Below are 22,054 nucleotides of genomic sequence, written 5' to 3'. Positions count from 1 at the left end.
AAAAATAATTTATTACAACGATTTAACATTCGATACATACAAAATTATCCTGTTGAATGACATAAACAGAATGAAAAATATCCTTCAACGACCCGTAAATAACTGTGTAAAAATGCACTATGCTGTTTTAATAATATTAAATGAAAAAAATCATGTTAAGTTTAAATGCTTGAGTCTCATTTTTTTACTATTTTCAATTTTCTTCAAATATCTATAATAAACTTTTAGTGATTTAATTATTAAAAGTTTTTTTATTCACTTTTTTATCTTTCACTTTAATTATGAAATCTGGGACAACTACCATTTCTCCAGCTTTCACATTAATATCAAAGCTTTTGGTTTCACAATATGTGTTTGCAGGAAGGGTAGACTCATCAATAGCAATTGTATAAGTACCGGTTGGCAAAAAAGAATTGAATTTTCCTTCATCGTCGCTTCCTATTGTTTGTACGATATCGTTTTGTTTAATAATTTTAAATGCCACCGAAGAAGCTCTGTGCTCAAAATCAAGAGCGGTTTTTGAATTGTAATCAAAAAATATTTTACCCTGAACTGTTCCGTTTTGATGAAGCGGAATATTTAAAGGATATAAGTAAGAATCAACAGTAAAATCATATTCATCATAATACCAGCCTTGCTGAATAAATTGTTTTAAGCTAAATTTTCCGAATGGTACATTTTTATAAAGTGCAGTTCCTTCTTCGGTAGTTTTCAATGCTATATTATTGATATTGATAATATAATCGTGCGCAGGTTTTTCTCCCATATCAAAAACATTATTGTTGTTTTCGTCATAAAAGGCAAATGCCTGTATTTTTCCTTTTTTATCAGGACTGAGTACTGTATTTCTGAAATTTAACGTTAAACCAACTTCAAACGTCAGAATATTATTGGACAAAACTCCAACAGAATAATTATACCATGACGAATTCATAAATGCAGTGAAATTTTTACCGAGATATTTTGCATTTAAAAATGCAGAAGGCGATTTGCCGTAGATTACATCATCTACATACGACAATCCCGTACTCAGATTCACTTTGTCTTTGATGAAATTATCATTATAGAAAAGTGAAACGGTGAGTTTTTTATAATCGGTATTTGCTGCGGCTAAATGAGAAAATGCATATTCGGATAAATAGTAACTTCCAGATTGGTAAATGGCATTGATATTAAAGTTTTTAAAACTGTAGTTTCCATTCAGTTTCATTTGAAAATTCTGCTCGTCATCAAGTGGATACTTTACAATTCCTGTTTCAAAGGCAAATACTGCAGATTGTCTGGTTTTGTAATTTGACCACGAAATTTGTTCTACAATTCGGTGCGCCGTTAAATCCCGCAATTGACTATTTTCCCAGCTTCCAAAAAAATTATTGTAGCTGTTTGAGTTTTCATTCTGAAACTGATAAAAAAGCCCAAAACTAAAATCTTTTACTCTTGGAAATTTTGTTCCTATCTCAATTCTAGTGTTTTCAGAAACCTGAGGTCTGTCGAAAAAGTAGTATTTAGGCGAGAAGTTGGAGAATATAACATTACCAAAAAAGTTATAATTTTTATAATTCTTTGAGATATTCTGCTGCAGAAGCAAACTTCCACGTCGGTTTCCCGGGTAATATCCTGTACTGAAAAAATAGTTTCCGTTCAGATTATAGTCATTAATCGAACCAATATAATTAGATTCTGCCGACATCGACGGTTTTGTAATATCCTGAGATTCATAAGAACTTAAACCTGCATTTATCTTGGCATTCATACTCCAGACTTTATCAAAAGCATAAGTAGCTTCTGTACCCAAAATATTGTGCTTACTTTTCTCAAAAGGGTCGTAACGGTAAATGTAGGCTGCTGAAACGTTTCTTGAGCTGTTGTTGGCGTTAAGCGTTCCTTTGGCAAAAAAACCGTAACCGTTTTTTAAAAAACTGTTTTTTTCAACAAGATTAAAGTTTTGATCGACAAAACCGATCTCCAGTTTGGTATCTTTTGCAAAAGTACGACTGTATTCTGCACCTCTTCCTACCAGGGTCATTTCTAAAAGTTTGTTGACACTTCCAATGGTGTACTGGTTTTTACCCTGCTGCAGAACTACATTAGTATTGGTTACCAAAGGCTGTTGCTGGCTGTTTAGAAAAGCAATATTTCCTCTTATAAAAAGAAATCCGGAAGGTAGATTAAAACCTCCTGAACCAATCAATTGATACATATCAATATTATCTCCTACCTTTCTGTATGATGTGGTAATTTGATTTTTTGTCTCCTCAGCAAAATTATTGAATTGCGGATCCTGATATTTCTGAACACTCGAAATATTCTGTACAAAAACAGTCGCTGTATTGAATATTTCTTTGTCGGGATTTCTGAAACCCGAAATGTTGATAGAAAAGTTGGACAGTCTGGACAAACCTTTTGAAGGCTGATAAGTAAATGTAAAAGTAGAATCTTTTTTTACATTAATAATGGCTTGTTGCTCTAAAAATTGATTTCCATTTTCAGGATCAGGAATTTTGCAAACCAAAGTAATATCCTGAGATATATTTCCCGAGTTACTCACCCTTACTTTTACCGATATAGGTTCCAGGCTGGAAGATCTGTAAATAGGAGCATTCAGTAGAGATAAATTCAGGTCATTATTTACCTCAATCACATGTTCTTTTATTCTTTCGGCAATAAAAATACCAAGCTGATCAAGCAATCTGACTTTTATAGGCGAAGATCCTGCTTTAGCATCAGATTCTACAATGATTCTTACAGGTAAATATTTTTTTTCGTTGGGCTTAAGTTCTATTAAAGGTTCTTCACCAGAGATTACTTTAAACCCTTTTGGGCATACAAACTGTATTTTTCCGGTGAAATTATTAGAACTATGATTCTGAATAGCAACAACAAGATTTAAAAGCCTCGAACGTGATGGCGAATTTCCCTGCTCGATCTCCATAGTGACATTAGATTCAGTTTTTTGTGCATTTATAAAAATACTACTGAATAAAACGATAAATAAGGTGAACAAAAATCTTCTGCTGAAAAAAGGCATCATTTAAAATTTATTGAGGAGTAATTTCGTACTGTAATGTTGTAGAATACTCGGTAGGCTTAGCATTAATTAATTGCTCATCTTGTGGCAATGTAAAATATTTGATGTCGTAGTTGTAGATGGTACTTTGGGATGCATTTCCCTTTGCAAGAGTTTGATTTGCAGTGCTCAAAGTTATCGGGAAAACAGTCTGATTACTTTGCCCAAGAGGTTGCAGAGTAAGATGCACTGCTCCCACAGGAATAGAATAATTGCCTGTGTTTGATTGCAGATGACTTTGTAATGATCTTACTTTAATCTGGAAGTTGGTATTTGTATTAATTTGCAAACCGCTCGGATAAACAACGCTGGTTCCGTTGTTGTAATCCTGCATGCTATTAAATTCAAGCAAGCCGTTTGCGGCATTCATGTTTATTTTTAAAGACATTTCCTGCGTTATTGGTGGTGTTCCCGTCAAATTAGCAATGTGAAAATCAAAAGTATGATTTACTTTTCCTATCACATTATTGTATTGATCATATGCTGTAAATTCTACAGGAGCTACAAACCTCGTCCACGCCGGATATGTTCCCAAATAAGCACCACCCATTATCGTAATACCGTATTTAAGCTGAAGGTTGTAATAGCCATTGGGTGTAGAAGGCATATTGTATAAAGGAGCATTGGATTGAGGAACCAAAAAGACTTCTGCATTTTCCTGTAAAAATACATTCGGCGGTACTCCTATTTGTGCTAGTGATGGAGTAGGGTTAGGATATGCCTGCCCGACTGAGGAGATGGGCTGAAAGGATATTTTATTTCCGGGAATGGTGTATTGGCCGTCTGTAGAAGTTATGGGCTGTTTCAGGTTTGCCGAAAGTTTCCAATAAGGTATATTTAAATTGCCATTGGCTGCAAAGGTAACCGTATAGGCATCGGGATTATTGTTTCCATTGTAAGAATTTACCTGCAAATAGCTGTTCGTCCATGAAGTGAATGAAACCTGAGCATTAAACAGCATGGAAATTGTGATGAAGAAAGTGACTAATACCTTACTCATAATTAAAATTCAATTCTCCCATTTCTAATGTCTCATTATCTCCGTAATCAATCAAAACAGACACATTATACGAGCCTTTTTCAGTTAAATCTTGTACCGGAATGGTTACCTTACGGATGTTTCCGGGGAGGGTATAAAAAACAATTGGCTCTACCGTAATTTTTTTACCTGTGTTTGTATTGATAATATCTGTTATGATTTTTCCGTCAGTCCATATCTCCGATTGGTTTTCAAAAGTAATATTTAATAGCTTTTTTGAGCTATCGAATTTTAAATCCTGAATTTCAATTTTTCTTTTTATTGGTTCCAGTGTTCTATGAAATATTTTGATTCCGGAACGAATGCTTACTTTAATTTTTGCTCCTTTGTTGTCTACATCGTCCACAGGATTCATTTGGCTGACAAATAGTACTGCTGTATGTGCAGAAAGTTTGTCTTGGTTTACTTTTGGTGAAGTAAGGGTTACCTCCAGTTCTTTTCTCTCTCCGGGAGCCAGACTGAAGTAGTTATCATCTTTTTTGATATTGATCCAGCTTGCACAAGAGTTTTTCAACGCGCCGGCTGCATACATCATATTTTCACCTTTTTCATCATAATCCCAATCACCTAAGCTAACCGCAAGGTCTAAAGTGTTTTTTGCACTCACATTGGTAACCGTTATTTTTTGCGTATTACTAGATCCCGCAGCAGACTCAAAATATACTCTAGGTGGAGAAACCGAAATACCTGTCTGTGCACTGATTTGTATCATCAGAAATAAGAAAAGTAAGGTGATTTTGTTCATGATGGTATTTTTAATTACATAAAAAGTGTCACAAAGAATTGTGACACTACAATATCATAATGAGTGTAGTTTGTTATTGACTAACAATCGTATACGTTAATTCTGTTGTATATAGAGTAGGATCTTGACCTGCAATATAATTGTTTATGTAAGCATTTGCTCCAGCTCCTTTATATGCAATGTTGATTTTTTTGTTAACTCCACCACTTGTTGAAGTTACCAAAGTGCTTTCACTTCCACTTAGCTGCACGTCTTGAGAGTATTGAGCTCCGTTTAAAACATCTGAACCTGCTGAAGCTTTTATTAGAATAGTATTTGTAGCGATACTTTTTCCTCCGTTCTGCATTGCAGCATTACTAGCTTTTACTTTAACCTGGAAACCACCAGTACTGTAAATGTTTAAGTGATCCGGATTTTCTGATGTTACACCGTTTTGATAATCATCTTTTGTGACGTACTCTAAGTTTACTACTTTTTGGGAAGTGTTTACTACTAGCGTTTGAATGGGCTTTAATCTAACGTTTAATGTTACGTTTTGAGCGCTAGCTGTTGCGAAAGCAAGTAATCCTGCTGCCGACAATAAAAATTGTTTCATAATATCAATCAGTTTTATTTTAGATATGTATATCTATTCTTTTCGAGTGCAAAGATATGTACCATCTAGAGATTGGGATTTGCAAAAACACGCTTATTTTTTGTAAATTTTTACACAAATGAGTATGTTTTGCAATAATTGATATAATGAAAACTATTTTTAATACGAATATGTGATTAGAAACTGGCTCTTACAGAGTTGTGAGCACAATTACTTAGTTTTTTAAAACAGGTAACCGGATGCATTGATTTTATTCAATACATCCAGTTACCATTGAAAACTGATGATGAAAAGTTTATTAATATGATGAATGTGTCGATTGAAAAGAATAAATATAATACTAATAATACTTTGTGATTTGATGTTCTTCGTTATTTTCTGATATGATAATTTTTATGTTGTTCTATTTAATACTGCAAATCTACTCAGTATATATATGTAATACAATTTACTATGGGTTTGATTTAATAATTTTTACGTAAAAATTTATAAATTATTACGTAAAAAAGAGATGCAACTACTTACTAATTAAATATTTATATTATTTACCTTACAAAGTTCATACAAACAAAATTTGCTCTAAAAAATAGAGCAAAAAATGGTATAAAACATAAAATTTTACAAACTTAGAAAGTCATTTCCCGCATATCGGAAGGTTTTTTTCCACTGTGTTTTTTTACAAAATTGGTGAAGTTACCCTCATCTTTAAATCCTAAATCAAATGCAATTTCAGATAAAGTTTTGTTTGAAAATTTGATAGCTTTCTCACATTCGAATTTTACTTTTTCTATAATCATTTGCTTCGCAGATTTACCATATACAAATTCTGTCATGTCGGTAAGTCTACGACTGGAAACCCTCAATTCGCTTGCATAATGAGAAACTTTTTTTTCTGTTTTATAATCTCTATGAAGAATCACAGTAAAACGATTAACTAAACTTACAGATTCCAACTGTTCTTTTGGATCGTTTTTGTGATCAATATGCAAATGAGCATCAAGAATTAAACTTTCTATTGCATTATGTGCCGCAGCAAAATAGATGTTTTTTTCATCAATTGCTGAAAATATTTTCAGCCTTTCTATTAAGATGATTTTATTGTATTCGGTATTTCCAAAATATGGCGCAACAAAAATGTGAGATTTACTGTTGAAAAAAATATTTGAATTGAGATATATGCTGTCTTTTGATGTCTTATCAAAAAATTCTTTAGAAAAAACAATGGCGTAAATTTCTTTACCCAATGCATTTCCAAATTCTACATTTTTTTGAGGACCAATAAAGACAGAGTTTCCACCGGGAATCTGATAAGGTTTATGCTCAACCGTTATATTGAGATCTTCAGCGACCAAATAAATAGCAAAATACTCTAATGTATTGAATTTTCTTGAAAAATTATTGCGTTTTATAATATCAGAAACGAGATTAATACTGAAGCCATTTTTTTTTAATTCATCGAATATTTGATTCATTGCCTAATTTGTGTTTATGAATGAATATATTCGTCAAAAATAAGTATTAGTTGGGTATAATTATCACTTTATTTTATGATTTTCTTACAAATTTTCAAAAAAAATAGAAAAGTAGTCTGATTATGTCATTTTAGCTTTGCTGAAAAATTGATTTTCCTTTATTTCATCATATATGTAGCTATTTTGATACAAATTAATTTCATTACTAATAATCGTCTTTTTATATTCTGAAATCTTACATGATCAGCGGTTAAATAATGAATAGTTGAAAAGTGCAAATTATTTTTTTGAGAAATAGTAGTATTGCCTTAAATACCATGTCGAGTGAGGAAGTCTCTATGATATTAACTATTAAATGTAGTTTTAATGACGATATTTTTTATTTTTTATGTTTTGATGAAATATTTTCATTTATATATGTCAAAAAAAACCTCTACAATTAGGCTGGAATAGTCTGAAACCATATATTTGCAGCCTAAATTTTATAGACATGAAAGAACTTATCGAAAAAATCAACGCAGAATTTGAAGCGTTCACAACAGAAGCTAACCAACAAGTTGAAAAAGGAAACAAGGCAGCTGGAACCAGAGCTCGTAAATCAGCTCTTGAACTAAGCAAATTGTTCAAAGATTTCAGAAAAGTTTCTGTTGAAGAATCTAAAAAATAATAAGTAAGCCGGCTGATTCAGTCGGCTTACTTTTTTTAAAATATATTTTTCTTGCTGATTTTTGGCTTCTTATTCATAATGGCCTGGTAAGATGATGTAAATGCCGAAAGGCTTTTGTATCCCACTTTGTAAGCAATTTCGCTTAACGTAAATTGATTACCATCAATCAATTCTATACTTTTAAGAATCTTGATCAGTTGTACATATTTCTTTATACTTATTCCGGTTTCCTGTTTAAAGATGCGCTGAAGGCTTCTTGTAGAAAGATTTGCAATCTCTGCAAGTTCTTCAATACTATGATTATGCTGATAATTTTGATTAATAAGCTGACAGACTTCAAGTAATCTTTTATCTGAAGGCAGCGGAATTTGTAATGCATTATTTTCATTACAAAAGTGAGGAAGGCTAATCAATAGTGCATTCATAAAAGCTTCCTGCTCATCATTTTCTGCCGTTTCTTTATTCCATTTTTTCGCATATAATATCATCTCTTTCAACACCGGCGGCGCTGGGAAAACATGTATTTGACTATAAAAATAATCTTCAGGAATATTTTTAAAAAGACTTACCATCAATTTTACGGTTTCGGCTTCTGAAGTTATCTTATGTTTTTGCAATGACGGAACCCAAATAACATGATTCTGCGGAACGAGATATATTTTATCGTTAATGTGAAAATATTGATAACCTTCTTTCACAAAAGTGAGCTGTGCCCGCTGATGAAGATGTTCGTAATCATCATGTTGCCAATTTTCTTCGTACCAGATGTAAGCGTCTTTTTCTAATGAATCATCAAAAAATCCATTTTCCTGTTCGGTAAGACTGCATTTAGATTTGGCGCTTTGCATAAAGTTTTTGGCAAAATTAATAAAAATGACAGCACTAAATTTGCATAATCATAAATAATTTACATGAAGACATTCAATAGATTTTTAGTAATTTTCATTTTAACGATAATTTCAAATACGATGACGGCTCAAAATAATAAAGCAAAAGTATTGGTGCTCATCCATTCTGATAATGGCGGTACGTACGAATTGGCAAAGCAGATTTCAAAAGGAATTGAAAACAATGGAAATGTTCAACCTATTATCAAACAGGTAAAATCATCAAATAATACAATTTTAAAAGATATTCCGGTGGCTTCGGTGGAAGAATTAAGTTCTTATGACGGAATCGCTTTTGGCTCACCTGTTTATTTTGGAAACATCAGTACAGGAATGAGTGAGTTTCTTTCGAAAACTGTGAATTTGTGGACGAATCACTCATTGGAAGGAATGCCTGCAACAGTCTTTATGTCTGCAGGAAGTGGAGCTGGAAATGAACTTGCCGTTCAGGCTTTTTGGAATACGCTTTCTGTTCACGGAATGGTTTTGGTTTCAAATGGAATTCGTGGTGTTGAAAAAATAGATAAAAATATTCCGCAGGGAAATACGGTTTTGGGAGTTACAAGTCTCGCTTCGGTTAAAAATGTAGAAAGACCAAGTTCCAGTGAAAAAGAAATAGCTTTTGAACAGGGAAAGAATTTCGCAAAAGTTGTGTTTGCTTTAAAAGGAACTTTTCACAAAAATTCTGAAATTAAAATTTCACAAAACAAAAACATCGATAAAGTTTTAGAAGAAAAAAATATTGTTCTTCCAAATGTCCCGAAACCGGCAGGAAATTATCAGCCTTTTGTAAGATCGGGAAATCTGGTTTTCATCAATCAGGTGGCATTGAAAGACGGAAAGATTTTATATCCCGGAAAATTAGGAGTTTCGGTGGATGAAAATCAGGTGAAAGAAGCGACTAAACAAACAATGCTGAATGTGTTGGCTGTATTGAAAGACGCTGTGAATGGAGATTTAGATAACGTGAAAAAAGTGGTGCAGCTCACCGGAATCTTCAATACGAAAGATGATTATACCAAACATGCTGATTTGATGAATGTTGCTTCAGACCTTGCTGTAGAAGTTTTTGCTGAAAAGGGAAAGCATGCAAGAGCCACCTTTGGTGCTTCTTCGGTTCCTGTAAATTCTTCTGTAGAAATTCAGGCAATTTTTGAAGTTGAATAACTTAAAACCGTTAAAGAAATTTAAATATTCACAAATAATATTAAATAAATCATTCATTGTAGAATTCTATTCTTTTTTGAATTTATATTTGTTCCGCTAATAACCAATAGCGGAACTTTTTATTATGAAACATATTTCCTTTTTATTTGTTTTATTTTCTGCACTTTTCTCAGCACAAAAATTACAGGTTGTAGATGCTGAAAACGGAAAACCAATTGCCAATGCACGAATTATTTTAACCGACCAATTGTTTTATACCAACGAAGATGGTTTGGCGCCTGTCGATGAGAATTCTAAAGATTTTGAAGTTTCTGCGTCGGGCTTTAAGAAAGAGAATTTTAAAAACTTCAGTTCTGTCATTAAACTTGAACCTGTTTTTAAAAATATTGAAGAAGTGAAAATCATTAATGTAGACATCAAGAAGATTATTGAAGATTTGCATAAGAATTATAATAAACGATATTTTGACAAGCCATCACTCTATGATATTACTTTTAAATCTAAAAGTTTTAATAATGATAGCCTGTTTTTTATGGTAATTGCAGAAGCTAAATTGTGGACTAAAAGCAATTCTTACAATTTTAGAGATGGATTTAAAAAGAATTATGACGAAATATTACAGATACAACTTAATAATATAAAGTATAAAAAAAATAGCTCGAAAGGTGTTTTTAATGTCAAAACAAATGAGTTTGAACACGCAAGTATGGGCGATTATTTTTTTAGTTTTGAAATATATCGGTTGTTAGCAAATATGAATATTAAAAATTCAAAAATTACCGGTCGACTGATTTCAGAAGATAATGATAATCAGGTTATTTATGTAAAAGTACAATCTGAAAGAGGAATAGATGTATCGGGTGAAATTACTTATAATAAAATAGATAAAGTAATAACGTTATATGATTTAAATTATCAGCAGGAAAATTTTCCTGTTTATAAAAGAACCAATAAAGATGGGGTAGAATTTGATTATCAGCTTGGAAATGCAAGGGTAATTTTTGATTTTTATAAAAAGAACGGAAGCTACATACCTGCGTCTAAAAAAATTACTGGCGAAAAATTCTTTGTAAGCTATGATGGTAAAAAGGATGAGAGAAGTTTTACTACAGAAATAGTCTACAACACGTTTACAAAATCTGATAAAAAGGGATTAGACCCAAAAGTAGATTTCAATAAAAGTATCTGGGAAAATGTTCCGGTGAAAGAAGATAAAGAAGCGACTATTTTACTTTCAAAAGAAGAACAGGAATTTATCAATCAAAAATAATATAGTATGAAAAGTTTAGTTTTATCAGCTTTTATCTTGTCAGGTTTCTTATCTAAAGCACAAACGCATCGTTTCATTTATGATGTAGAATACAAGAAAGATTCTACTCAAAACAGCATTACTAAAGAAAATTATCATCTCGATATTGAATCTAAAATCGTGAAATATTATCCACGTGATTTTTATATTGGTGATTCTTTAGTGACGAACAATCTTCCGATTACGGATGGGTCGAAATTTAATACGTCTCATATTATCACTCATCAATTGGGTTCGGCAGATTACAATTATTATGATGTTTTGGAAAATGTTGTTTTAAAACTTTCATCTAAAAATACCCAAAACTGGAAGCTTACCAACGAAAAAAAGAAAGTGAAAGATTTGAATATGCAAAAAGCGACGACAAATTGGGGTGGAAGAAATTGGACGGCGTGGTTTACAACTGATATTCCTTTTCAGGAAGGTCCGTACAAATTTCACGGACTTCCCGGTTTGATTACAGAATTGTATGATGATAAAAACAATTATAAATTTGAATTGGTAAAAACTCAGAAAATTGCCAATCCTAAAGGGAATATGTATATCGATTATATGGTGAAAAGCAGTGTTGCCGTAGATGAGACAAAATATAAAGATTCTAAGCTGAAATATTACGATTCTCCCGTCAATTATTTAAGAAATGCAACACAGCAAACCCGTTCAAATGAAGAATTTTTTCTAAATGACGGAACTAAGGTCGGACAAAACAATTCCCGTGAAGTCAATGAAAGATTAAAGGAGAGAATCAGGAAATATAATAATCCAATAGAATTGGATAAGGCGATAAAATATCCACTTTAATTTATGGGTAATGAATAATATGTAATAGGCAATGATTCCCAATTCATATTTACTATTCTTTTTACTATTAAATCTGTGCAAATTTGTGTAATCCGTGGGAGAAAGTAAAATTCATTTTCCGCTGATCATACATGTTTACACAGATTTTTATTTGTAATAGAAGTTTTTAGGAATTTTAATTTTCATTAAATAACTTTATCTTTATGCCAATCAATAAAAGTATGAAGATAAACACCTTTTTTGCAGTTCCTGCACTAGTTTTGGCGAGTCAGTTTGTCAATGCACAATCAGCCACTCAGAAATTAAACCCCATTGTTGAAAGTTTTGTAAACGAAACCAATAATCATTCTCAGTTAGAGGATATGGCGTTCGAATTATTAGACGGTATCGGTCCGCGTTTGGTCGGAACTCCGGAAATGCAGAAATCTAATGAATGGACAGCTAATAAATTAAAATCTTGGGGTATTGATGCTACTTTACAGCAATTCGGAACCTGGAAAGGCTGGCAAAGAGGAACTACGCATGTAGATATGGTGTATCCACGTGTAAAATCTCTTTCTGCAACGCAATTAGCATGGAGCCCTTCAACGAAAAAAGCAGTTGAAGCAGAAGTAATTGTTCTTCCTAAAGTTTCTTCAAAAGCAGAATTCGATCAATGGCTTCCTTCCGCAAAAGGAAAAATAGTTTTGATGGCTCAGTATCAAAAAATTGGTCGTTCGGATGAGCAGATCAAAGAATTTGCAACTCCTGAATTGTACGAAAAACTGAAAGCCGAAAAAGAGCAGGCTTCAAAAGACTTCCGCGATTATGTGAAAAATATCGGATATGATAACAATACACTTCCCGAAGCTTTAGAAAAAGCAGGTGCAGCCGGAATTGCGATTTCAAACTGGACAGGAATAATGGGAGCCAACCGTATTTTCGGAGCGAAAACTTCTAAAATTCCAATGATTGATATCGACATAGAAGATTATGGAATGCTGTACAGAATGGCCGAAAAAGGAAGTAAGCCGAGAATTAAAGTTGAGGCGCAATCAAAAATTCTTCCTGATGCAAAAACTTTCAACACCGTTGGGATGATCAAAGGTTCTGAAAAACCTAATGAATATGTAATTCTTTCTGCCCATTTAGATTCTTGGGACGGTGCGCAAGGTGCTACAGATAACGGGACGGGAGTTTTAACAATGCTTGAAACCATGAGAATTCTTAAAAAGTATTATCCTAATCCTAAAAGAACCATCGTTGTCGGACTTTGGGGAAGTGAGGAGCAAGGTTTAAACGGATCTAGAGGTTTTGTGGCAGACAATCCTGAAATCATCAAAGGAACGCAGGCAGTTTTTAATCAAGATAACGGAACCGGAAGAGTTGTAAATATTGCAGGTCAGGGTTTTGTAAAGTCTTATGATTATATCGGGAAATGGCTAAATGCCGTTCCAAAAAATGTAAGAGATCACATCAAGACCGATTTCCCAGGAATGCCTGGTGGAGGAGGATCGGATCACGCTTCATTTGTTGCAGCCGGAGTTCCTGGGTTTTCTTTAGGTTCTCTAAACTGGGGATATTTCGGTTATACATGGCACACTACGAAAGATACTTATGATAAAATTGTTTTTGATGAAGTGAAAAACAACGTGATTCTTACCGCAACTTTAGCGTATATGGCATCTGAAGATCCTGAATTTACAAGTAGAGAACGCAGAACAATGCCTGAAAATGACAAAGGAGAAATCGCAAAATGGCCAGAATTAAAAGAGCCAAGGAGGGATTCTAAAGATTATAAATAATTACAACGAAAGGAAAATAATAACTATAACTTAAATAGTAACTTATTTCTGAATAGAAAAAACGGGTTGAGATCATATCTTAACCCGTTTTTATTTATTTAAAATGAAATAAAGGTATTTCATTAATTTAGTATTTTATGATTAAGTCGTCTCTTAATTTCCGGAATTTGACTTTCTTTTACAATATAAGTTTTACATAATTTATTGTTCATGTGCATACTGAAATGCATCGTTGTTTTAGAGGCTTCATAATTACTATTTGGACCGGAAACAATATCTTCAAATACAGGAAAGAAATTAGCAAACGATAATACATTTCGAAACATCGATTTTAAAATCTTTGGATAATTCCCAAAATCATCAATAACTTTTAATTTAAATAACTTCTTTCCCAACGTTGTTCCAAATATAGATTCAGATACAGCTCCATAAATAAGTACGCTTGCAATTGAAAAGAATAAAGAAACAATAATAATCTTGTTAAAACCATAGTGAAATATCAGAAAGAAAAGAATTAAATCGATAATTTTTGCATATAAACGTTCTCTCTCATTTCCCTTATGTGTCGGATTATAAGGTAAATCATATTCAAATTCATCATAAATACGTTTGCCTTCCGAATCAAAATTTCGGGTTGCTCTTCGAGTTATTTTTCTTTCTTTAAGTTCTGATATTCTTTTCATCTCTGATCAAAATTAAATGTTTTTCATAAATTATCAATAGAGTTTGAATTAAAATCATTCAATGGAGCTATTATTTTCAAATTAAAAAAGCAAGAACATCATGCTCTTGCTTTACTATTTATCTCAAATCATCACAGTAAATAGGGTTTAAATACAAAATTCCAGATCTGAAAATTTTGAAACGGAAGGTTTGTATTCCGGAATATTCAATGTTCCAAAACCATATTCACAAAAAATAAATGATAAATGGTTTGCGTTCGCAGAATCATGATCTGTCTGTGTGTCGCCAATATACACTGAATTTTCATGGCTTAAATGATTTCTTTCCATGAGCAGTTTTATGTTTTCGGCTTTCGGTTTTTTAGTGCGTCCATGAGACTCAATGTCTGTAAACAGATCATTAAATTGATAGTATTCTAAAAATGCTTCAATATAGCCGTCCTGACAATTGCTCACAATGAAAAGATTGTGTGTTTTTTTCAAGTTCGTCAGAGTTTCTGCCACTCCTTCATAAAGAATACCGCCATGAGTGCGCAAAACCTTATTTTCCTTCTGTACAATTTCCACAAGAATCTCCTGCACCTGTTGATCTGAAATTCCGGGAATGATATCTTTTAAAATATCATCAAATAAAAGTCCCATATATTGATCCATATCTTCAGGTTTCAATTCTCTTTGCAACAGTTGACGTAGGGTTAAAACCTCATTCCAGATTTTGATGATTGTCGCTCTGGGATCCCAAAGCGTTCCGTCTAAATCGAAAATTAAATTTTTTTTGTTCAAAATGTATTGTTATTTAGTTTGAATTATATGATTGAAGAACCTTTGCAAAGTGTAATTTACAACACCATACTCAGTTGAATTCTCTTCCTCGCTTCATCCACTTCCGTCACTCTTACCTGAACGTGTTGATGTAGCTTCACGACTTCATTTACATCAGAAACGAAGCCGTCTTTCAATTGAGAAATATGAACCAATCCGCTTTCTTTAATTCCTAAGTCTACAAAACATCCAAAAGCGGTGATATTGTTGACAATTCCCGGAAGGATCATTCCGGTTTTTAAATCGGTGATCTTTTTTACATTCGGATCAAACTCAAAAACTTTTGCCGCTTTTCTAGGATCTAATCCTGGTTTTTCCAGTTCTTTCAAAATATCTTTTATTCCTAAAATTCCGATGTCTTCCGTTATATATTTTTCAGGTTGAATTACATTGATTTTCTCTTTATTGGCAACTAATTCATTGGTTTTAATGCCTAAATCTTTTGCCATTTTTTCGATAATTCCATACGCTTCGGGATGAACTGCCGAATTATCTAAAGGATTTTCGCCATTTGTAATTCTAATGAAAGCTGCAGCTTGTTGAAAAGCTTTTTCTCCGAGCCTTGGAACTTTCTTCAATTGTTTTCTGTTTTCAAAAGCCCCTTTTTCAGCACGGTAATTCACAATATTTTCTGCCATCTTTTCACCAATTCCGGAAACGTAGCTTAACAGTGATTTGCTTGCCGTATTCAAATTAATTCCAATCGAATTTACACATTTCATTACCGTAGAATCGAGTTCGTTTTTTAGCTGAGTCTGGTCTACATCATGTTGATATTGACCGACACCGATCGATTTAGCATCAATTTTCACCAATTCAGCGAGCGGATCGGAAAGTCTTCGCCCGATAGAAACTGCACCACGAACCGTCACATCAAAACTTGGAAATTCATCTCTTGCAATTTTACTTGCGGAATACACAGAAGCTCCGGCTTCCGAAACTACAAAAACCTGCAAAGGCTTATCAAAACCAATTTTTTTAATGAAAAATTCAGTTTCACGGCTTGCGGTTCCGTTTCCGATAGAAATTGCCTGAATATGATAAGCATTTACCATCGAGCGAATTTTCTTCATTGCCATTCCGCTTTCGTTTTGCGGAGCATGAGGATAAATCGTTTCATTGTGTAGTAAATCTCCTTTTTCATCTAAACAAACCACTTTACAACCACTTTTAAAACCGGGATCGATTGCTAAAATTCTCTTCTCTCCCAAAGGCGGAGCGAGTAGAAGCTGACTTAAGTTTTCAGAAAAGATTTCGATGGCTTTTTTATCGGCTTTTTCTTTGGCTTCCTGAAGCGTTTCGTTGGAAATTGCAGGTTCTAAAAGTCTTTTGTAAGAATCTTTAATGGCTAAAGCGATTTGCTCTGAACTTTCATTTTTAGATTTGATAATTGCATTTTCAATAAAATCAAGCGCTTCATCTCTATCGATTCCGATATTTATTTTTACGTAGCCTTCTGTTTCTGCTCTCAGCATTGCCAAAAGTCGATGAGAAGGTGTTCGGTTCAGACTTTCTTCCCATTCAAAATACTGCGAAAATTTTTGAGCTCCTTCGTCATCTTTTTTAGCTTTCACAACTTTAGAAGTAACAGTTGCTTTTCTTTGAAATAATCGGCGAAGATTTTTACGGACGTACATATTTTCATTGATCCATTCTGCCATGATGTCTCTTGCGCCCTGTAAAGCTTCTTCCTCAGAAGAAACCTGATCATTCAGATATTTTGAAGCTAAAAACTGAATATCCTGAGCTTTTTGGCTCATAATAATTTTAGCTAGAGGCTCAAGACCCTTTTCTTTTGCCGCATCTGCTTTTGTTTTTCTGCGTTTTTTGAAAGGTAAATAGAGATCTTCCAACTCCTGAATATCAAAGCTTTCATCAATTCTTGTTTTTAATTCTGGAGATAAAGAATCTTGCTCTTCTATAGATTTTAAAATACTTTCTTTACGTTTTACGATGTCTTCAAACTGTTTATTTAGTTTAAAAATTTGCTCTATTTGAATTTCATCTAAATTTCCTGTTGCATCTTTTCGATAACGAGAAATAAATGGAATAGTGCAATCTTCAGATAATAGTTTTAAAGTAGCATTAATGCTTTTATCAGATATACTAAGTGTTTTTTTTATGAATTCTGTTACAGTCATTCGGCTTTTTTAGAACGGCTAAAATAGTGACTTTTTCAGAGTATTAAGCCAATTGTGAACTTGAATTTAAGCTTTGTTTAATTAAGTCTTTTCGTAAATTCAATAAATGTGAAAATGCATTAAAAGCATTTATTTGCTTTTAAAATTACATAATCTGTATTTTTAAAAGATTATATAATTGTTTTAAATAATTATGTTATGATTTGCATAAAAATACTATATTTGTGGATTATCACAAAATGTACGCCTATGACAGAAATTTCTACTTTTTCTATTTTTTTTGTATTTACAAATTCAGATGTTTCTTTAATCCGGAAAACATCTTATTCATTTACTAACCATATTCTACTATTATGAACAGATTTTTAATGATCCTGGGGATTTTGCTGTGCTTTCAGCTCAAAGTCTCCGCACAATGTACGGCTTTGCCCGTCCCATTTTTACAGTCTTTCAGCACAGGGGCTTTGCCTACTTGCTGGACCAGTCAAAACCCAACCAGTTCATCCACCAGCATATACGTTAAATGGAGATTTAGCACATCTGCAGGTTATGGTGCAACAGGAAACGGAGGTAAACCTGCGGGAACCTTTGCATGGGTAGATGCCAGCTCGCCTTATACTAATGAACACACGGTTGAGCTTATCAGTCCGCAAATCAATCTAACCGGACTTACGAATCCTTTTGTGAAGTTTGAATGGTTTAAAAATCATCTTACTTCAGCAACAGGAACCGTTCCTCCTTACGAGCATAACAGAATGAAGCTTGAAGTAAATAACGGAAGCGGCTGGGTTGAGATATGGTCTGATAACAGTAATGCCGCAGAATGGCGAACGGTAGGTGTTCCTCTTGCAGCGACTTATGTAGGAGCGACGATTCAGCTTAAATTTACAGTTGATAAAGATGTTGCCGGTAACGGATATTTTTATGATGATGTACTTTTGGATGAAGTTCAGGTAATACAGGCGCCAACATGTTTTGAGCCTGTTATAGGAACAGCAACAAATATAGCTCCGAATTCTGCAACTTTGAACTGGGCTGCTCCGTTAGCGCCGGCTCCCGCACCTGCAGGAGGATATGAATATTATTACAGTACTACAAATACACTTCCAACAGCAGGAACAGTAGGAACTATTGTTCCCGGTTTTTCAGCTAATATCACTCCTTTGGTGGGTGGAAGTACCTATTATTGGTGGGTTCGTTCAGTATGTTCAGCTTCAGATAAATCTTTATGGGTACAGGGTGATCCTTTTACTCCGGGACAGATTGGAGGCGGTACGGCAACTCATGCATTTTTGCCGGTATATTCTTGTTCAGGATTTAATTATTCTCAGCAGATTTATACCCCTACCGAAATAGCAAGTGCTGTTGGGACGAATAATATGATTACATCAGTTAAGTTTTTTGTATCTACTACAGCAGCTAATCAGGCAAATTATAACCAGTGGGTTATTTATATGGGAAATACAACTCAAAATGATTTTGCTACAACTACAAGCTGGATTCCTGCAGGAACGATGACCCAGGTTTACACCGGAACACTCCCTGCAATGACTGCCGGAACTTGGATCAATATTCCTCTTGCAACCCCATTCCTTTGGGACGGAACGAGCAATTTGGTAGTTGCAGTAGATGAAAATGTTACAGGAACATCTTGTACAGCCAACTGGGGAAGTTATTCTGCAGGAACCAACAGAGGAATGATTTATTATAATAGTACAACTAATCCTGATCCGCTAAATCCGCCTGCGGGCACTAGCAGATATGCTGTTTTGCCGAGACTGCAGCTTACAGGTACTGTTTTGCCTTCTTGTACAAATGTACCACCGTCAAATATTGCAGTAAACAATATCACGGCAACTTCCGCTTCGGTATCCTGGACTGCCACTCAGAATGCAACCTATGTTGTAAGGTACAGAGCTTTACCATCCGGGGCTTGGCAAACGATTAACGTTACAACACCATTTACAAATAATGTGATACTTCCGGGGCTTATTGAGCAAACTCAGTATGAAGTGCAGATCGCAACGATTTGTGGAACTCAGGGTGCTTTCTCAACACCAGTTCCATTTACTACTCCGGCTCTCACTTACTGTAGCTCGGGTACGGCAACGGTGACAAACGGATATATCAATAACATTACGATGATAGGAACCAATGTTCCAACCACAACTAATAATTCAGGACCAAGTACTTTTACAGACTATTCTAATGATCCTTCAAAGACCATTACTTTATTAAGAAATTCGGTTAATAATACATTATCGGTTGGAAGATCAATTGCTTCTGGAACTTATTCCACTTATGCATGGATTGATTTTAACGGTGACGGAATTTTTAATAATAGTCCTGTAGGTACAGCGGGAGGAGAAAGAATTATGAATCTGGGATATTCTAGTACAACTCCTGTAACTGCAAATTTTGATGTACCCGCCAATGCTTATATTGGTACGAGTAAAATTAAAATGCGTGTTATTGTCTATTTTAATACGCCGACAGATCCTTGTGCTAACCTTACGAGTAACGGAGAAGTAGAAGATTATTATATTAAATTTATTGATCTTCAACCGTGTACAACAGCTCCTCCTACAAATATTGCTGTAGGTAACCTTACTCATAATTCAGCGTATGTGTCATGGCTGCCGGCAGCTAATGCAACATATGTCATAAGATGGAGACAGGGAACTACAGGACCATGGTTGCCAAGTGCAGCTGGATTAACACTTCCTGTCGGGCAGAGCTTTCACACAATTACGGGTCTAACAGAGCAAACTGCTTATCAGGTACAGGTTGCTACCATATGTGGCGGAAATCAGGGAGCTTTCTCACCATTGCTTGATTTTACAACACCACCGGTTACTTATTGTAATATGAATGGAACAGGAGTAAATGATTATATTTCTAATGTAAAAGTGACGCCTGTCAATTTTCCGATGATGGAAAATATTTCACTTCAAACGAACTATACCAGCTATACGACACCAGCAACATTAATTAATCTTGAAATAGGTTCGCTAGGTAACCAGATTGCTGTATCAAAAGCTTGGGCAGGAACTAATTACGGAGATTCCGTACATGCTTGGATTGACTGGAACAGAGACGGAATTTTCACAGATAGTGAGAAAATAATGACTACTCCTTCCAATACCACAACACCTGTTAGTGCTACATTTGATGTTCCTGCAACGGGAGTTTATACAGGAACGAACACTACAACGATGAGAGTTGTCCTAAAGCGTGGAAGTGCACCGGTGATGTGTCAGGATGCAGCGAATGGGGAGGTAGAAGATTATGCGGTAAAATTAAGACCTTGTAATAATGCTACGCCAGGAACACCTGCTTTTACAACGATAACTCATAATTCGGTTATTATTAACTGGACTCCAGCTGCCAATAATAATGCATTTGTGCTGGAATACAGAGCGGTTACCAATCCTGCTTCTGCATGGACAACGCTGAATCTTTCTGTTTTAGGAGGAAATCCACCGGTGACTATTACCGGATTAACTCCTGCAACACAATATGAAGTAAGAGTTGCAGCAGTTTGTGGAAGCGGTGGAGCAGGTTCTTATACTCCAGTACAGGCATTTACAACAAGATGCGATCCTGAACCTCCGAATGTAGTAATATCTAATGTTACATCAAATTCGGCAATGGTAACCTGGAACCCGCTTGTCCCAAATGCTACTTATGTTTTGAGATGGAGAGAGGTAGGCAGTACCGTTTGGAATACTCCAACATTGCCACCACCACCAATAAACACCTATACAATACCAAATCTTGAGTCTTATAAGACTTATGAAGTGCAGGTAGCAAGTATTTGTAACGGAGAAACCGATCCGAACCCATGGTCAATTACACAAATATTTACAACAATGAGAGTTTGTGAAGTGCCGCCGCCAGGATTTACCATTACTCAATTGACGCCTACAACTGCGGAAGTGGTTTGGGATGCGTATACGGGGACTGGAGCTACCAATAATTATATATTGCGATACAGAAAAGTAGGAATACCTAGTTGGACGACTGTTAATGTAAGTAATACTACCTACACAATAACAGGATTATTAGAATTAACTAAATATGAAATGCAGGTCGCTAATGTCTGTACCGGGGCAGCAGGTAATTTTACACCTTTATACTATTTTATTACACCTACAGTGATTTATTGTCAGATGCAGTCAAATAACTTTGCGTCAGAATATATTTCAAAAGTTACTGCTACACCGAATGGTAAACCTGAAATGATTAATGTTTCGACGGGAGCTACTTATTCTGATTATACAGGAGATCCTAAAAAATTTATTGAATTGATTCAAGGATCAACGGGAAATCAAGTTACCATTGATAAAACCCAAGGAGCAGATTCTGGAGTTGCGGTATGGATTGATTTCGACAGAAGCGGAACTTTTGATCTTAATGAAAGAATTATTGCAGACGGACCTAATTCAAATCCAACAGCAAGTGCTACATTTAGTGTTCCATCTGATGCATTCATCAGTATGACCAATTCTAAATATGTTGTGATGAGAGTTGCTATGGCCAAAGGTGCCATCCCTGTAAATTGCATCAGCTTTGATGATGGAGAAGTAGAGGATTACACCGTAAGAATATCAAAACTTCCAACTGTAAATTCGCTTAATCAGACAGATATTTTGATTTATCCAAATCCGGTAAAATCAATATTGAATGTTAAAAATATTAGTGAGAAAGCAAATTATAAAATCTATAGTGCTGCCGGAAGATTAATATCTAGTGGATCGATCGTTAACAATAAAATTGATGTCAGCGCACTTATTAGTGGAGTTTACATCATTGATATTGACGATAAAAAAGGAAATGTACAGAAAAAATTCATTAAAGAAGAATAAGTGTTTT

Annotated in this window: 15 protein-coding genes; 6 read left to right on the top strand and 9 right to left on the bottom strand. The window is 34.4% G+C overall.

Annotated elements, in window-relative coordinates; translation table 11 throughout:
* Positions 1-232: 232 nt before the first annotated feature.
* The 5 genes from OH814_RS06390 to OH814_RS06370 all read right to left on the bottom strand — a co-directional run bounded on the left by OH814_RS06390 (position 233) and on the right by OH814_RS06370 (position 6,918).
* Positions 233-3,031 (bottom strand): hypothetical protein, encoded by a 2,799-nt coding sequence (locus OH814_RS06390; protein ID WP_308827576.1) that lies wholly within the window; start codon positions 3,029-3,031, stop codon positions 233-235.
* A gap of 7 nt (positions 3,032-3,038) precedes the next feature.
* A complete protein-coding gene (locus tag OH814_RS06385; RefSeq protein ID WP_308827575.1) occupies positions 3,039-4,067 on the bottom strand; it encodes a hypothetical protein in 1,029 nt (342 codons plus the stop codon).
* Positions 4,060-4,851, bottom strand: a complete 792-nt coding sequence (locus OH814_RS06380) for a molecular chaperone (RefSeq protein ID WP_076559095.1) — start codon at positions 4,849-4,851, stop codon at positions 4,060-4,062. The genes OH814_RS06385 and OH814_RS06380 overlap by 8 nt, the downstream gene beginning before the upstream one ends.
* A gap of 73 nt (positions 4,852-4,924) precedes the next feature.
* Positions 4,925-5,446, bottom strand: coding sequence for a hypothetical protein (locus OH814_RS06375; RefSeq protein WP_123885395.1), 522 nt, complete (start codon positions 5,444-5,446; stop codon positions 4,925-4,927).
* A gap of 626 nt (positions 5,447-6,072) precedes the next feature.
* The gene (locus OH814_RS06370) at positions 6,073-6,918 is read right to left on the bottom strand and encodes an AraC family transcriptional regulator (RefSeq protein ID WP_076559092.1); all 846 of its coding nucleotides are present in this window, start codon (positions 6,916-6,918) and stop codon (positions 6,073-6,075) included.
* A gap of 490 nt (positions 6,919-7,408) precedes the next feature.
* Between OH814_RS06370 and OH814_RS06365 the strand changes: the two genes are divergently transcribed.
* Positions 7,409-7,585, top strand: coding sequence for a histone H1 (locus OH814_RS06365; protein ID WP_055981058.1), 177 nt, complete (start codon positions 7,409-7,411; stop codon positions 7,583-7,585).
* Positions 7,586-7,620: 35 nt separating this feature from the next.
* On the opposite strand, the gene OH814_RS06360 is transcribed toward OH814_RS06365, so the two are convergent.
* Entirely contained in the window at positions 7,621-8,433 is an 813-nt protein-coding gene (locus OH814_RS06360) for an AraC family transcriptional regulator (protein ID WP_308827574.1), read from the bottom strand.
* A 63-nt stretch (positions 8,434-8,496) separates the two neighbouring features.
* Here OH814_RS06360 and OH814_RS06355 point away from each other — a divergent pair, with 63 nt between their 5' ends.
* The 4 genes from OH814_RS06355 to OH814_RS06340 all read left to right on the top strand — a co-directional run bounded on the left by OH814_RS06355 (position 8,497) and on the right by OH814_RS06340 (position 13,533).
* Positions 8,497-9,639, top strand: coding sequence for an Atu1372/SO_1960 family protein (locus OH814_RS06355; protein ID WP_308827573.1), 1,143 nt, complete (start codon positions 8,497-8,499; stop codon positions 9,637-9,639).
* Between the two features lie 124 nt (positions 9,640-9,763).
* Entirely contained in the window at positions 9,764-10,909 is a 1,146-nt protein-coding gene (locus OH814_RS06350; RefSeq protein ID WP_308827572.1) for a hypothetical protein, read from the top strand.
* Between the two features lie 6 nt (positions 10,910-10,915).
* The gene (locus OH814_RS06345) at positions 10,916-11,749 is read left to right on the top strand and encodes a GLPGLI family protein (protein WP_308827571.1); all 834 of its coding nucleotides are present in this window, start codon (positions 10,916-10,918) and stop codon (positions 11,747-11,749) included.
* Positions 11,750-11,970: 221 nt separating this feature from the next.
* Positions 11,971-13,533 carry a M20/M25/M40 family metallo-hydrolase gene (locus OH814_RS06340; RefSeq protein ID WP_308827570.1) on the top strand — a complete coding sequence of 521 codons (1,563 nt, stop codon included), beginning with the start codon at positions 11,971-11,973 and terminating at the stop codon, positions 13,531-13,533.
* A gap of 122 nt (positions 13,534-13,655) precedes the next feature.
* Here OH814_RS06340 and OH814_RS06335 read toward each other — a convergent pair whose 3' ends face one another.
* From OH814_RS06335 to OH814_RS06325, 3 genes are all read right to left on the bottom strand, one after another.
* A complete protein-coding gene (locus OH814_RS06335) occupies positions 13,656-14,216 on the bottom strand; it encodes an RDD family protein (RefSeq protein ID WP_308827569.1) in 561 nt (186 codons plus the stop codon).
* Between the two features lie 147 nt (positions 14,217-14,363).
* The gene (locus tag OH814_RS06330; protein ID WP_308827568.1) at positions 14,364-14,999 is read right to left on the bottom strand and encodes an HAD family hydrolase; all 636 of its coding nucleotides are present in this window, start codon (positions 14,997-14,999) and stop codon (positions 14,364-14,366) included.
* 56 nt (positions 15,000-15,055) lie between these two features.
* Entirely contained in the window at positions 15,056-17,179 is a 2,124-nt protein-coding gene (locus tag OH814_RS06325) for a Tex family protein (protein ID WP_308827567.1), read from the bottom strand.
* A 353-nt stretch (positions 17,180-17,532) separates the two neighbouring features.
* On the opposite strand from OH814_RS06325, the gene OH814_RS06320 reads away from it, so the two are divergent.
* Complete coding sequence (locus tag OH814_RS06320; RefSeq protein WP_308827566.1) at positions 17,533-22,047, top strand: fibronectin type III domain-containing protein; 4,515 nt, start codon at positions 17,533-17,535, stop codon at positions 22,045-22,047.
* The last annotated feature ends 7 nt before the right edge of the window (positions 22,048-22,054 follow it).

This window comes from Chryseobacterium sp. CFS15 (assembly GCF_031118795.1).
GTDB classification, from domain to species: Bacteria; Bacteroidota; Bacteroidia; order Flavobacteriales; family Weeksellaceae; genus Chryseobacterium; species Chryseobacterium indoltheticum.
Note: the sequence above shows the minus strand (reverse complement) of the source record. Positions and strands in the feature narration are given on the sequence as shown.

Excerpts from the sequence above, each read along its gene's own strand:
- OH814_RS06370 (WP_076559092.1), bottom strand. The coding sequence starts at position 6,918 with ATGAATCAAATATTCGATGAATTAAAAAAAAATGGCTTCAGTATTAAT.
- OH814_RS06340 (WP_308827570.1), top strand. The coding sequence starts at position 11,971 with ATGAAGATAAACACCTTTTTTGCAGTTCCTGCACTAGTTTTGGCGAGT.
- OH814_RS06355 (WP_308827573.1), top strand. The coding sequence starts at position 8,497 with ATGAAGACATTCAATAGATTTTTAGTAATTTTCATTTTAACGATAATT.
- OH814_RS06390 (WP_308827576.1), bottom strand. The coding sequence starts at position 3,031 with ATGATGCCTTTTTTCAGCAGAAGATTTTTGTTCACCTTATTTATCGTT.
- OH814_RS06360 (WP_308827574.1), bottom strand. The coding sequence starts at position 8,433 with ATGCAAAGCGCCAAATCTAAATGCAGTCTTACCGAACAGGAAAATGGA.
- OH814_RS06385 (WP_308827575.1), bottom strand. The coding sequence starts at position 4,067 with ATGAGTAAGGTATTAGTCACTTTCTTCATCACAATTTCCATGCTGTTT.
- OH814_RS06345 (WP_308827571.1), top strand. The coding sequence starts at position 10,916 with ATGAAAAGTTTAGTTTTATCAGCTTTTATCTTGTCAGGTTTCTTATCT.
- OH814_RS06335 (WP_308827569.1), bottom strand. The coding sequence starts at position 14,216 with ATGAAAAGAATATCAGAACTTAAAGAAAGAAAAATAACTCGAAGAGCA.
- OH814_RS06320 (WP_308827566.1), top strand. The coding sequence starts at position 17,533 with ATGAACAGATTTTTAATGATCCTGGGGATTTTGCTGTGCTTTCAGCTC.
- OH814_RS06365 (WP_055981058.1), top strand. The coding sequence starts at position 7,409 with ATGAAAGAACTTATCGAAAAAATCAACGCAGAATTTGAAGCGTTCACA.
- OH814_RS06380 (WP_076559095.1), bottom strand. The coding sequence starts at position 4,851 with ATGAACAAAATCACCTTACTTTTCTTATTTCTGATGATACAAATCAGT.
- OH814_RS06325 (WP_308827567.1), bottom strand. The coding sequence starts at position 17,179 with ATGACTGTAACAGAATTCATAAAAAAAACACTTAGTATATCTGATAAA.
- OH814_RS06350 (WP_308827572.1), top strand. The coding sequence starts at position 9,764 with ATGAAACATATTTCCTTTTTATTTGTTTTATTTTCTGCACTTTTCTCA.
- OH814_RS06375 (WP_123885395.1), bottom strand. The coding sequence starts at position 5,446 with ATGAAACAATTTTTATTGTCGGCAGCAGGATTACTTGCTTTCGCAACA.